The organism is Streptomyces sp. NTH33 (genome assembly GCF_003236365.1).
Classification (GTDB): domain Bacteria; phylum Actinomycetota; class Actinomycetes; order Streptomycetales; family Streptomycetaceae; genus Streptomyces.
Genome location: NZ_POTZ01000205.1, coordinates 1 through 12,187 on the forward strand (window position 1 = coordinate 1; position 12,187 = coordinate 12,187).

General features: G+C 71.6%; 13 protein-coding genes and 1 pseudogene. 8 read left to right on the forward strand and 6 right to left on the reverse strand.

Annotated features, from left to right (window positions below; all coding sequences use genetic code 11):
• The coding region (locus tag C1I97_RS19930; RefSeq protein ID WP_369008362.1) for a VOC family protein at positions 1-266 on the forward strand (266 nt) is incomplete at its 5' end.
• A gap of 138 nt (positions 267-404) precedes the next feature.
• The gene (locus tag C1I97_RS19935; protein WP_111004578.1) at positions 405-1,022 is read left to right on the forward strand and encodes a Uma2 family endonuclease; all 618 of its coding nucleotides are present in this window, start codon (positions 405-407) and stop codon (positions 1,020-1,022) included.
• Positions 1,023-1,048: 26 nt separating this feature from the next.
• Here C1I97_RS19935 and C1I97_RS19940 read toward each other — a convergent pair whose 3' ends face one another.
• The 3 genes from C1I97_RS19940 to C1I97_RS19950 form a co-directional block, all read right to left on the reverse strand.
• Positions 1,049-2,602, reverse strand: a complete 1,554-nt coding sequence (locus C1I97_RS19940) for an ABC transporter substrate-binding protein (protein ID WP_111004579.1) — start codon at positions 2,600-2,602, stop codon at positions 1,049-1,051.
• A gap of 168 nt (positions 2,603-2,770) precedes the next feature.
• A complete protein-coding gene (locus C1I97_RS19945; RefSeq protein ID WP_111004580.1) occupies positions 2,771-4,177 on the reverse strand; it encodes a metallophosphoesterase in 1,407 nt (468 codons plus the stop codon).
• 35 nt (positions 4,178-4,212) lie between these two features.
• Positions 4,213-4,452 carry an SCO4848 family membrane protein gene (locus C1I97_RS19950; protein WP_111004586.1) on the reverse strand — a complete coding sequence of 80 codons (240 nt, stop codon included), beginning with the start codon at positions 4,450-4,452 and terminating at the stop codon, positions 4,213-4,215.
• Positions 4,453-4,543: 91 nt separating this feature from the next.
• Between C1I97_RS19950 and C1I97_RS19955 the strand changes: the two genes are divergently transcribed.
• Positions 4,544-5,821 (forward strand): D-alanyl-D-alanine carboxypeptidase family protein, encoded by a 1,278-nt coding sequence (locus C1I97_RS19955; RefSeq protein ID WP_369008363.1) that lies wholly within the window; start codon positions 4,544-4,546, stop codon positions 5,819-5,821.
• Here C1I97_RS19955 and C1I97_RS19960 read toward each other — a convergent pair.
• Entirely contained in the window at positions 5,769-6,746 is a 978-nt protein-coding gene (locus C1I97_RS19960; protein WP_111004582.1) for a YihY/virulence factor BrkB family protein, read from the reverse strand. The two genes, C1I97_RS19955 and C1I97_RS19960, sit on opposite strands and share 53 nt — an antisense overlap.
• Before the next feature lie 86 nt (positions 6,747-6,832).
• Here C1I97_RS19960 and C1I97_RS19965 point away from each other — a divergent pair, with 86 nt between their 5' ends.
• Positions 6,833-7,597 carry a decaprenylphospho-beta-D-erythro-pentofuranosid-2-ulose 2-reductase gene (locus C1I97_RS19965; RefSeq protein ID WP_111004583.1) on the forward strand — a complete coding sequence of 255 codons (765 nt, stop codon included), beginning with the start codon at positions 6,833-6,835 and terminating at the stop codon, positions 7,595-7,597.
• A gap of 13 nt (positions 7,598-7,610) precedes the next feature.
• Here C1I97_RS19965 and C1I97_RS19970 read toward each other — a convergent pair whose 3' ends face one another.
• Complete coding sequence (locus C1I97_RS19970; RefSeq protein ID WP_111004584.1) at positions 7,611-8,192, reverse strand: 2'-5' RNA ligase family protein; 582 nt, start codon at positions 8,190-8,192, stop codon at positions 7,611-7,613.
• Positions 8,193-8,364: 172 nt separating this feature from the next.
• Positions 8,365-9,378 (reverse strand): tryptophan--tRNA ligase, encoded by a 1,014-nt coding sequence (trpS, locus tag C1I97_RS19975; RefSeq protein WP_111004587.1) that lies wholly within the window; start codon positions 9,376-9,378, stop codon positions 8,365-8,367.
• Positions 9,379-9,497: 119 nt separating this feature from the next.
• Here trpS and C1I97_RS19980 point away from each other — a divergent pair, with 119 nt between their 5' ends.
• The 4 genes and pseudogenes from C1I97_RS19980 to C1I97_RS40690 all read left to right on the forward strand — a co-directional run.
• The gene (locus C1I97_RS19980; RefSeq protein ID WP_181446803.1) at positions 9,498-10,109 is read left to right on the forward strand and encodes an RNA polymerase sigma factor; all 612 of its coding nucleotides are present in this window, start codon (positions 9,498-9,500) and stop codon (positions 10,107-10,109) included.
• The gene (locus C1I97_RS19985) at positions 10,093-11,016 is read left to right on the forward strand and encodes a hypothetical protein (RefSeq protein ID WP_181446804.1); all 924 of its coding nucleotides are present in this window, start codon (positions 10,093-10,095) and stop codon (positions 11,014-11,016) included. Before C1I97_RS19980 ends, C1I97_RS19985 begins: the two co-directional genes overlap by 17 nt.
• Positions 11,017-11,136: 120 nt before the next feature.
• Positions 11,137-11,844, forward strand: a complete 708-nt coding sequence (locus C1I97_RS19990; protein WP_258382652.1) for a hypothetical protein — start codon at positions 11,137-11,139, stop codon at positions 11,842-11,844.
• A 37-nt stretch (positions 11,845-11,881) separates the two neighbouring features.
• Positions 11,882-12,187 (forward strand): annotated as a pseudogene (locus tag C1I97_RS40690) (hypothetical protein); the annotation flags it as partial.

The window sequence follows — 12,187 nt, forward strand, 5'->3', positions numbered from 1 at the left end:
AGGTGGGGGGCGAGGCGCCGGGGATCCTGCTGCGCGCGGAGGAGACGTTCGGGCACCGGACGCCGCCGTGGCCCTCGCCCCGGGTGTGGCTGGAGGTGCCGGACGCGCGGACGGCGGCGCGGGAGCTGACGGCGGCCGGGATCGCGCTGCTCGACGAGCCGTCCGCGGGGGCGACCGGCTGGACCGTCGAGATCGCCGACCCGTGGGGCAACGTCCTGGGGTTCACCGACTACAGCAAGCGGCCGGAGCTCGGCCGCAGGCCCTGACGGAGCCCGCCCCGGCCACGCCCGCTTCCGGGCGCCGCGGCCGAGTGATCACTTTCGGGTGAACGGGCCGGAACGGGACACCCGGGGCCCTGCCTGCCTACGATGATGCTCTCGACACCAGCCCCTAGGAGGCACGCGATGTCCGCCGCATCCGTCGAGCAGCCCTTCGACGACGACCGGCCGTTCTCGCTCACGGCCATCGCCGACGAGATCATGGAGCGCCATCCGGGCTACCGCGTCGAGATCATCGGAGGCCACCTCCTCGTGACCCCATCACCGGATGTCCCCCACGCCCGCGCTCTGACGAAACTGATGCGCCCCTTTATCGCAGCAGGACTCGACGACGGCGAAACCGAGGTCCTCCAGAACGTCGGGCTCTGGCTGCCCGCCGGCGCCGAGGACTACGCCATCCCCGACCTCGTCGTGGTGGACGCCGACATCGACGAGCACTTCGTCGAGAACAACGCGTACGACCCGGTCTGCTTCCGTCTCGTCCTGGAGGTCACCTCCAGCAACTGGAAGGACGACCTGAAGACCAAGGTCGCCGCCTACGCCGAGGCGAAAGTCCCCGTCTACGTCATCGTCGACCGCAAACATCAGCGTCTTCACGTCCTGGCGGATCCGGTCGAGGGCAAGTACGAGTACCACCGCCCCCACGCCCCCGGCGAGCTCGTCACCCTCCCCGACTCCATCGGCGCCAAGGTCACCCTCGATGTGACCGAGATCCTCAGGGCCGGGCAGAAGAAGACTTCCTGACCACGTCGGCCTCCGGCGGACACCGGTCAGATCCAGTCGAGCTTCCACAGCCGGAAGGCGCCCGAGCCGTCCGACAGGTACTGGCCACCGCCGACGTCCTTGCTGGTGACGACGTACTCCTTGCGCTGCCACAGCGGGATGAGCGGCACGTCGGTGGCGATCTCCGCCTGCAGGGCGCGGAAGTCCGTGACGACCCGGCTGCGGTCGGCGTGCTGCTGGCTGTCCAGGATGAGTTTGTCGACGGTCTTGCTGCTGTAGCCGGTGTTCATGACACTGCCGGTGCCGACGAGCCCGGAGCCGAAGGTGTCTGGGTCCGGGTAGTCGGCGACCCAGCCGACCGCGTAGGCGTCGAGCTTGCCGCCCACCCAGCGCTTCTGGAAGTCGGCCCACTCGTAGCCCTTGACGTCGACCTTGAACAGGCCGCTCGCCTCCAGCTGCCGTTTGAGCTCGGCGGCCTCCTCGGCGGCGACGCCGCGCTTGCCGTAGCCGTAGGTGAAGCGCACCGGGAGCGACACGCCGGCCTCGGTCAGCAGCGCCTGCGCCCGCTTGACGTCCTGCGTCGGGTAGGCGTCGAAGAACGACGTGCTGTGGCCGGTAATGCCGGTCGGGATCAGCGAGTACAGCGCGTCGACGGTGCCGTCGTACACGGAACTGGTCAGCTGCTCACGGTTGATCAGCCAGGCCATGGCCCGCCGCACGCGGACGTCGTGCAGCGGGGAGGAGGCACGTGTGTTGAGGTAGAGGTTGCGGACGTCGGAGCTGCCGGACACCGACACGCGATGCTGGGGGTCGCTCGCGTTGAGTCCGGCGAGGACCTTCGGGGACAGGGTGCGGGCGGCGACGTCGATCTCCTTGCCCTGCCAGGCCCGGTCGAGCTCGCTCGCGGTTTTGTAGTAGCGCAGCTCGACCGGTCGTCCGGTGCCGCTGACGGCTCCCTTGTAGGAGCCGTTCGGCTCCAGCACCGCTCTCTTGTCCTTGGCGTACTCCTTCAGCCGGTACGGTCCGGTGCCGTCGACCTGGGTGCCGGTACGCAGGGCGTCCTTGGAATAACGAGTGTGGTCGACGATGGTACCGACTCCCGAAGCCACCTTCAGGGGGAACGTGGCGTCCGGCGACGACAGGTGGAAGGTGACGGTCGAGCCGGCGGCCTCGACCGAGCCGAGGGTGGAGAGCAGGGGTGCCGGGCCGACGTCGGAGTTGATCTTCTTGATGCGGTCGAAGGAGAACTTCACGTCCTCGGCGGTCATCGTGCGTCCGCTCGGGAACTTGATGTCGTCGCGCAGTTCGCAGCGGTAGGTGCGCAGTCCGCCGTCGACGAAGTCGCAGCTGCTGGCCGCGTCCGGCACGGGAGAGATGGCGCCCGGCTCGAACGTCAGCAGGGACTGGAACACGTTGCTGCTCAGCGCCCAGGAGCCGGCGTCGTAGGTGCCGGCCGGGTCGAGCGACGTGGCGGCGTCCGTCGTGCCGACGACGATCGCCTTGTCCTTGTCCTCCTGCGACGGCAGCAACTGCCAGCCGCCGACGCCCACGACGCCCAGTACGAGCAGCGCCGCGAGTATCCGTATGCGAACCGATCGCATCGGTAGCCTCCCCAGACCCTTCGCGGGCCCTTTACACGTGCCACGTCCTCGTGGCGCCGACACCTAATCACACGCCTCTCACCTGGGGGAAGCCGGGTGTGGAGGCGGGGAGAATAAGTTACGAAGACGTGTTTCGCACTTGCTTCACAAGGCGTTCTCAGCCGGTGCTCAGGCCTGCCGGGAGGCGAGTTCGACGACGGTGATGTCGGAGGGGGCGCCCACGCGCGTGGGCGGGCCCCAGGCGCCGGCGCCGCGGGAGACGTACAACTGGGTGTCCCCGTAGCGCTCCAGGCCCTCGACGGTCGGGTTGGCGGCGGCCGCGAGGAGGTTGCCGGGCCAGAGCTGGCCGCCGTGGGTGTGGCCGGACAGCTGGAGGTCCACGCCGTGCCGGACGGCCTCGTGGATCTGCACGGGCTGGTGGGCGAGCAGCACGCACGCGCGTGCGGGGTCCCGGTCGCCGAGCGCCCGCTCGAAGTCGGGGCCCTGTCCCTCCCGTTCGCCCATGAGGTCGTTGACGCCGGCCAGGTCGAAGCCGGGCAGTTCGGTGCGCGCGTTCTCCAGGGGGAGCAGGCCGAGGCGCCGTACCTCCTCGACCCACTGCTCGGCGCCGGAGAAGTACTCGTGGTTGCCCGTGACGTAGTACGCCCCGTGCCGCGCCCGGAGTCCCGCCAGCGGCGCCGCCGCCGGCCCGAGGTCCTTGACGTCGCCGTCCACCAGGTCCCCGACGACCGCGATGAGGTCCGGCTGGGTCGCGTTGATCGTGTCGACGACCTTCTGTGCGAAGCCGCGCCCCAGGACGGGCCCCAGGTGGATGTCACTGACCACGGCGATCCGGAAACCGTGCACGGCCCGCGGCAGCTTCGCCAGCGGCACGGTGACCCTCTTCACCCGCGGCCCCCGCAGCACGCCGTACGTCCCGTACCCGACGGTCCCCACCGCGGCCGCCGCAGCGGCCCCGGCCACCACCCGGGACACGAACAGCCGCCGGGTGGGCACCTGGACCACCGCCTCTTCCCCGGCCGGGGGCGCCTGCCCGGAAACGGGGTGCGCCTCGGCGACGGGACAGCCGCCGGGCCCCGCCTCGGGGGCGGGCGCCGGGCCGCCGGGCGCCGTCGCGCGGGCGGGCGCCGGACCGCCGGGCACCGTCTCACGGGCAGGCACCGTCTCACGGGCAGGCGCCGCCTCGCGGGCAGGCGCCGTCGCGCGGGCAGGCGCCGTCCGCCCGTCGCGCCCCGGCCCGGAGTCCCGTACCGCCGGGCGGGCGAGGAGGCGGTGGAGGACCGGCCGCAGGAGTTCGGCGGCCAGGACGGCCAGCAGGAGGTAGAGCGACAGGGCCAGCCAGAGGAAGCCGGGCCAGGCCAGGATGCGCTGGAGCCAGAAGGGGGCGCCGGCGCGTGCGCCGGCGAAGGCCGCGATCGCCAGCAGCCAGCCACCGGTGATCAGGACCGCCCCGGCCCGCCGCACCGGGCCGGGACCGCGGGTCGTGTCGCGGAACAGGCGCCGCCACAGGTACCAGTTGGCCGCCACCACGCCGGCCAGGACGAGCAGTGCCACGAGCACGAAGACGACCACCATGCCGTACGTACCTTCCGGTCGGGGAGCCGAGAACGCTATGACGTCCGGCGCAGTGCACGCACTCCGCGCAACCCGATGGCCCCGATGACCGTCCCCAATACGAAGGAGACGACGGCGAGCGTCAGATGCACCCAGAAGTACGCCGTCGGATGCCCTTCGTCGAACGCGAGCCCGCTGCTGTCCTTGACGAGATTCTTGACGAAAGTGACCCAGATGACCCAGCTCCACACCCCGAAGGCGAGCAGGAACCAGGAGACGGGGCGGCTGAGCTTCATGCTTTCAGTATCGCTGCCGGGCGCCGGGCTCCGCGCCCGGGGTGGGAGGCCGGGCGGAACGTCACTGCCGGCGCCAGGTACGTTTCCGGTCGTGCCCGCACCCCAGAGGACCGCCAGGCGCTGCCTGCTGGTCGCTTCCGCCGCCCTGTTGTCCGTCTCCCTGGCCGCGCCCGCCGCCCTCGCCGCGCCGGCCGTCCCGGAGACGAGTCCGTCGGCCACTCCCCCGGCGCAGATGTCCACCGTGGGCGGCGCCCTCCTGGGCCGGCCGGGCACGCAGGTCGACCTGGCGAACGGCGCTCCGGTCCTGCCGAAGGACATCACCGCCCGCTCCTGGATCGTGGCCGACGCCGAGTCCGGCGAGGTCCTCGCCGCCCACAACGCGCACTGGCGGCTGCCCCCGGCCAGCACGCTGAAGATGCTGTTCGCCGACACCGTCCTGCCGAAGTTCCCCAAGACGCAGACGCACAAGGTCGACCCGGCCGACCTGGCCGGTGTGGGCCCCGGCTCCAGCCTGGTCGGCATCAAGGAGAACGAGACGTACACGGTCCACGACCTGTGGCTGGGCGTCTTCCTGCGCTCCGGCAACGACGCCGTGCACGTCCTGGCCGCGATGAACGACGGCGTCAAGGAGACTGTCGAGGACATGAACGCGCACGCGCAGGAGCTGCAGGCCCTCGACACGTACGTGGTGAGCCCGGACGGCTACGACGCCAAGGGCCAGGTCTCCTCGGCGTACGACCTGACGCTGATCGCCCGCTCCGGGCTGCAGAAGAAGGACTTCCGCGAGTACTGCTCGACCGTACGGGCCCCGTTCCCCGGCGAGACGAAGAAGAACAAGAAGGGCAGGACCACCCGCGGTTCCTTCGAGATCCAGAACACCAACCGGCTGCTGAGCGGCGACTACGACGTCTCCGTCTACCAGGGCATCGCGGGGGTGAAGAACGGCTACACCACCAACGCGGGCAACACCTTCACCGGCGTCGCCGAACGCGACGGCCGGGTGCTGCTCGTGACGGTGATGAACCCGGAGAAGAAGGAGCACAACAAGGCCTACAAGGAGACCGCCAAGCTGTTCGACTGGGGCTTCGCCGCCGCGGGCAAGGTGCGGCCGGTGGGCGAGCTGGTGCCGCCGAGGAGCGCGGTCGGCGCGAAGGGGCAGCCGGGCGCCACGCCCTCGGCCGGCCAGGCGGGCGGCGGCGGATCGCCGTCCGGGCCCGTGGCGAGCGCCTCCGTCAGGAGCGGCTCCAGTGGCGCCGGTACCGCCCTCGGCATCGCGGGCGGCGCCCTGGCGCTGCTCGCCGCCGGGGCGTTCCTGGTCAACCGCCGCTGGCCGCTGCCGAACTTGGTGCGCCGCCGGAGCCGCCCCTGAGCCGGACGCCCCTGCCGCCGGCGCCGCCCCGGCCGCCGCCGTCGCCGTCCTCGCCGCCCCGGCCGCCGGCTTCGTCCTCCTTGCCGCCCGTCGCCGTCCAGGCGGCGCAGTACAGAACCAGCTTGGAGGTGAAGTTGATCCACAGCAGCAGGGCGACGGGGACCCCGAAGGCGCCGTACATGCTCTTCGCCGCCACTCCCTGGATGTAGCCGCTCAGCAGCAGCTTCAGCAGTTCGAAGCCGACCGCGCCGAGCAGTGCGGCGACGAGCAGCCGGCGGCGCGGCGGTTCGACGCCGGGCAGCAGGGTGAGGACGTACAGCAGGACCAGGAAGTCGGCCAGCACGGCGACCACGAACGCGACGACCCGCAACACCACGCTGCCCCAGCCGTGTTCGTCCAGCCCGATCTGCCGGGCGGTCCAGCCGATGGCGGCCGAGGCGACGGTGGACACGGCGAGCGTGACGAGCAGCGCGCCGCCGAGGCCCACCAGGACGCCCGCGTCCTTCACCTTGCTCAGCAGCGGGTTCTCCTCCGAGTCGGCCAGCTCCCACACCGCGCGCAGGCAGTCCCGCGCCTGGGCGACCCAGTTGACGCCGGTCAGCAGCAGGGCGGCGCCGGCGATGACCCCGACGGTGCCCGCGTTCTGCACCAGGGTGCCGATGTCCAGCTGACTGCCGAGACCCGGGAACTGCTGGGCGATCTCGTTCTGGAGCGTGTGCTGCTGCCCGGCGCCGAGCGTCGCCGCGCCGATCGCGGCGGCCACCGTCAGCAGCGGGAACAGGGCGACGAAGCTGATGAACGTCATGGCGGCGGCCAGCCGTGTCCACTTCACCCGGTCCAGACGCTCGTACGACCGCCACGCGTGCGTGGTCATCAGGCGCGCCGCCCACGGCCCGACGACGGGGAGCCTCTTCAGCCAGTCCATGATGCGGACTGTGCCCGCTCGGCGAGCACGTCAACACCGCGTTTCTACGGCAGACCGTGCATAACAGGACGATACAGTCCTCTGCCGTGAGAGCTGCCCCCGGTCCGACCCGTCTCCCCCGGTCCCTGCTCGTCCTCGGCGGCACATCAGGGATCGCCCTGGCCGTCGCGCGCCGCCTGATCGCCCGCCGCACCCGCACGGTGTGGCTGGCGGGCCGCCCGTCACCGGCCCTGGAGGAGGCCGCCGCACACCTGCGCACCCTGGGCGCCGACGTGCGCACCGTCCCCTTCGACGCGCTCGACCCCGCGTCCCACGAGACCGCCCTCGGCAAGGTCTTCGCCGAGGGCGGCATCGACATGGTGCTGCTGGCCTTCGGCGTCCTCGGCGACCAGGCGTACGACGAACGCGAGCCGCTGAACGCGGTCCGGGTCGCACAGACCAACTACACCGGGGCGGTGTCCGCGGGACTGATCGCCGCCCGGTCGCTGCAGGACCAGGGACACGGCTCGCTGGTGGTGCTCTCGGCGGCGGCCGGCGAACGCGCCCGCCGCGCGGACTTCATCTACGGCTCCAGCAAGGCCGGTCTGGACACCTTCGCCCAGGGTCTGGGCGACGCGCTGTACGGCACGGGCGTGCACGTGATGGTCGTACGCCCCGGATTCGTACGGTCCGGGGCGACCGCCGGACGGGCGGCCGAGCCCCTCGCCGTCACCCCCGAGGAGGTGGCCACCGCCGTCGAACTGGGTCTCAGACGGCGCTCGGAGACGGTGTGGGTACCCGGTGCGCTCCGGCTGGTGACGTCCGTACTGCGGCATCTGCCGCGCGCGGTGTTCCGTCGGCTGCCGCTGTAGCCCTCACGGACCGTCAGCGGGTGGGCAGCGTGCCGCGGTCCACGGGGCCCGCCTGCGGGGGAACGACCGCGCAGCCGCCGAAGCCGAACTCGCGCAGCTTGCGCCAGACTCCGTCGGGGCCCTGCTCGTGCAGGGCGAACCCGGTGCACGGCCACTCGGCCTCGTACTCGGCGAGTTCCTCGAAGGCACGGTCCATGGCCGCGTCGTCGATGCCGTGCGCCACCGTCACATGCGGGTGGTAGGGGAACTGGAGTTCGCGCGCCACGGGTCCGGAGGCGTCGCGGACCCGCTTCTGCAGCCACGCGCACGCCTCGGCGCCCTCGACGACCCGTACGTACACCACCGGCGACAGCGGCCGGAAGGTGTCCGTGCCGGACAGCCGCATGGTGAACGGGCGTCCGGCCGCGGCCACCTCCGTCAGATGGGCCTCGACGGCCGGCAGCTCGGCGTCGTCGACCTCCGTCGGCGGCAGCAGGGTGACATGGGTGGGGATCCCGTGAGCCGCGGCGTCGCCGAAGCCCGCGCGCCGCTGCTGGAGCAGGCTGCCGTGAGGCTCCGGGACCGCGATCGACACCCCGATCGTTAGGGTCCCCACGTCGTCTCCTGTCGTCGTGTCGGAAGCGCCGTCTGTTCGGTTCTCGTGGTTCTCGGCCGTTTCGTCACTGCCGTCCGGCTTCGACTGTACGTCTGCCGCCGTGTTGTGGGCAGGCGCGGCCGTAGTGATGTACAGCGCTCTGCCCGGTGCCGGGTGTGTGCGGTGGTGCGCCTCAGCGCTTGGCGGGCAGGAAGCCCACCCTGTCGTACGCCCGGGCGAGGGTCTCCGCGGCGACCGTGCGCGCCTTCTCCGCGCCCTTGGCCAGGATCGAGTCCAGTGTCTCGGGGTCGTCCAGGTACTGCTGGGTCCGCTCCCGGAACGGCGTCACGAACTCGACCATGATTTCGGCGAGGTCCGTCTTGAGCGCACCGTAGCCCTTGCCGGCGTACTTCTCCTCCAGCTCGGCGATCCCCGTCCCGGTGAGGGTCGAGCAGATCGACAGCAGGTTGCTGACGCCGGGCTTGGTCTGGGGGTCGAAGCGGATGACGGTGTCGGTGTCGGTGACCGCGCTCCTGACCTTCTTCGCGGTGGCCTTGGGCTCGTCCAGCAGGTTGACGAGGCCCTTCGGCGTCGAGGCCGACTTGCTCATCTTGACCGTCGGGTCCTGCAGGTCGTAGATCTTCGCCGTCTCCTTCAGGATGTACGCGCCCGGGACGGTGAAGGTCTCGCCGAAGCGGCCGTTGAAGCGCTCGGCGAGGTCGCGGGTGAGCTCGATGTGCTGGCGCTGGTCCTCGCCGACCGGCACCTCGTTGGCCTGGTACAGCAGGATGTCGGCGACCTGGAGGATCGGGTACGTGAACAGGCCGACCGAGGCGCGGTCGGCGCCCTGCCTGGCGGACTTGTCCTTGAACTGGGTCATCCGGGACGCCTCGCCGAAGCCGGTGAGGCAGTTCATCACCCAGGCCAGCTGGGCGTGCTCGGGGACATGGCTCTGCACGAAGAGGGTGCAGCGCTCCGGGTCGAGCCCGGCGGCCAGCAGCTGGGCGGCGGCGAGCCGGGTGTTGGCGCGCAGCTCGGCCGGGTCCTGCGGGATCGTGATCGCGTGTAGGTCGACGACCATGTAGAACGCGTCGTGGGTCTCCTGCAGGGCCACCCACTGGCGGACGGCGCCGAGGTAGTTGCCGAGGTGGAAGGAGCCTGCGGTGGGCTGGATTCCGGAGAGCACGCGGGGTCGGTCAGAGGCCATGCCCACCATTCTCTCAGGTGCTGGATCCTCCCCGGCCCGGGAGGTGCTGGATCCTCCCCGCCCCGGAACTGGTCGGGAAAAGGTGGGAACCACATCGGCCCGCGCGGTGTAACAAGGGTGTGAGAACGCGGGAGGGGGGCCGCATCGTCGACGAGGCCGAGGTGATCGCCCGTGTACGCGCCGGGGAGCCGGAGGCGTACGCGGAGCTGGTGCGGGCCCACACGGGCATCGCGCTCAGGGCGGCCGCGGCGCTCGGAGCGGGGGCGGACGCGGAGGATGTGGTGCAGCAGGCCTTCGTCAAGGCGTACTGCGCCCTGGGCCGGTTCAGGGACGGCTCGGCCTTCAAGCCGTGGCTGTTGTCCATCGTCGCCAACGAGAGCAGGAACACCGTGCGCACGGCGGCCCGGCAGCGCACGCTCGCCGGCCGGGAGGCCGCCTTCGTGGAGGCCGAGTCGTTGATACCGGAGTCGGCGGACCCGGCGGTGGTGACGCTGCAGAGCGAGCGCCGCGCCGCTCTGCTGGCCGCCCTGGAGCAGCTGGGCGAGGAGCACCGCCTGGTCGTCACCTACCGCTATCTGCTGGAGATGGACGAGTCGGAGACCGCCCAGGCCCTGGGCTGGCCCCGCGGGACCGTCAAGTCCCGGCTCAACCGCGCCCTGCGCAAACTGAGCCGTCTGCTGCCGGATTTCCGACCCCGGGAAGGACGGGAAGGGGGTGAGGAGCGTGCGTGAGCCGGAGGACGCCTCTCGGCTGCGAGAGGAGCTGCGGGCACTGGGGCGTTCGCTGGACGCGCCCGGGGAGGCGGGTTCTGCGGGTTCTGCGGGTTCTGCCGGTTCTGCTGCGGGACCGGAGACGATGGTCGAGCGGGTACTGCAGCAGATACTGGCCGATCAGGTGCCGGTGCCGGTGGCCGAGCCGGTGGGTGCCGGTGAGCGGCTGCGGGCGGTGCGGCACTGGACACGGACGCGGTGGCGCTCGCTGACGGCGGCCCTGTGCGGTCTGCTCACGGTGCTCGCGCTCACTCCCCCGGTGCGGGCGGCGGTCCTCGACTGGTTCGACTTCGCGGGCGTCGAGGTGCGCTACGACCCGTCGGCGGTGCCCTCGCCGGGGGCGCGGGTCCCCGAGTGCGGCCCGTCCCTGTCCCTGGCACAGGCCCGGCGGCAGGCCGGCTTCGATCCCGTGGTGCCGGACGTGCTCGGCGTACCGGACGCGGTGACGGTGACCGATGAGCCGCAGGGGCGGTCGCTGGTGTCCCTGTGCTGGCACGAACACGGACGGACGGTACGGCTCGACGAGTACCGGGAGCGGTTGGACGTCGGCTTCGCCAAGAGTCTGCGGGAGCCTGCGGAGTGGGTGCGGTTGGACCGGACGGCCTCGGAGGACGGGATGCGGAACTCCGCCCTGTGGTTCCGGAACCCGCACGTGCTCACCCTCTGGCTGGTGGACGCCGACGGCCACCGCTTCACCCGCAGCAAGCGGACGGCCGGCCCGACACTGCTGTGGATCCGGGAGACCCGCGACGGCGATGTGACGCTCCGGCTGGAGGGAGTGGCCTCGAAGGAGCGGGCGGTGCGGATCGCCCGCTCGGAAGTCCGGGGGGCCGAAACGTCCGGGCGTCCGCCGAAAGAGCCGAAATAGTGGACGCGGGGTGGGAACCCCGGCGGGCCGGGCGGTGTACCAGAAGTGACACGCGGCCGGGGACGGGCCGCACGAGGACCGGTCAGGGGGGTTCGGATGGGCAGGTGGAAGGTTCGAGGAATGACCGCGCTGGCGGGCGCGCTGGCGGTGGTGCTCGCCGTGATGGTGTGGGGCGCGTCCTCCGCGTCGGCCGGCGGACCGACAAGCGTGCTGGTGACCTCGCCCTCGAGCGCGAAGGCCACGGGGCTGTACCACTCCGACAAGGACTATCTGGCTCTGGAGCAACTCCTGGGCCCGCTGGGCTCGGGCGGCCCGAAAGCGCCGTCCGAGGCCGACCTGGCCAACGCCCGGCAGATCAACGCGACCTGGCTGATACACGACATAACGGTGTGGCGGCTCGACCGCATCTTCCCGTTGACCGACAAGAACGCCGTCTGGATCCACACGGCGGCCCACGCGTCCGACTCCAGGGACAGCAACTGGCACCTCGCCCAGCAGCCCGACCAACTTCGGACCCTGCTCAAGAAGCTGGACATGATGAGGAAACCCTCAGACAGCGGACACAGCGGCATCTTCCCGGTGCCGTCGGAGGGGGACGCAGCCACAGCGGACACCGCCGCACCGGACGCCGACACAGGGACGCAGACAGTACAGGTGAGTGCACCGACCACGGGTGGCGACGGCACCGACTGGTGGTGGGCGCTACCGGGAGCGGCGGCCGGTGCGCTGCTCGCGCTGGTGCTGCGGCCCTTCGCATCGAGGCTGCCGCTCGACCGTCTGCGGCGTGAGCGGGACCCGGGTCCCCGGCAGGAACTGCGGGACGTGTAGGACGCGTTCGCGGGACGAGAGAGAGGGGGCCGGTCGGATGGTACTGCGGGGCGGGCGTACGGCGCCGCGGCTCATCTCCGTGCTGCGGGTGTCGGTGGCAGTGGCGGCGATGGTGTGCGGGACGTCGGCGGTCGCGACGGCCGCGGACGGGGACGGTGCGCCGCGCCCGCCCGATGTTGCGCTGGTCGTCGTGGGCGGCTCGGGGCGGACGAGAGCGTTGCACTCGGGGGATCGCGACTTCGCCCGGTTCCAAGAGCTGCTGCGGCCGTCGTACACCGGGACGGAGCCGGTGCCGGCGTCCTGGGCGGAGGGGCGGTATCCGGCGGTGCGGGTAACCGTGGTG

Coding starts and splice junctions, on each gene's coding strand:
- C1I97_RS19940 (WP_111004579.1), bottom strand. CDS start 2,602: ATGCGATCGGTTCGCATACGGATACTCGCGGCGCTGCTCGTACTGGGC.
- C1I97_RS19960 (WP_111004582.1), bottom strand. CDS start 6,746: ATGGACTGGCTGAAGAGGCTCCCCGTCGTCGGGCCGTGGGCGGCGCGC.
- C1I97_RS19945 (WP_111004580.1), bottom strand. CDS start 4,177: ATGGTGGTCGTCTTCGTGCTCGTGGCACTGCTCGTCCTGGCCGGCGTG.
- C1I97_RS19935 (WP_111004578.1), top strand. CDS start 405: ATGTCCGCCGCATCCGTCGAGCAGCCCTTCGACGACGACCGGCCGTTC.
- C1I97_RS19950 (WP_111004586.1), bottom strand. CDS start 4,452: ATGAAGCTCAGCCGCCCCGTCTCCTGGTTCCTGCTCGCCTTCGGGGTG.
- trpS (WP_111004587.1), bottom strand. CDS start 9,378: ATGGCCTCTGACCGACCCCGCGTGCTCTCCGGAATCCAGCCCACCGCA.
- C1I97_RS19990 (WP_258382652.1), top strand. CDS start 11,137: ATGACCGCGCTGGCGGGCGCGCTGGCGGTGGTGCTCGCCGTGATGGTG.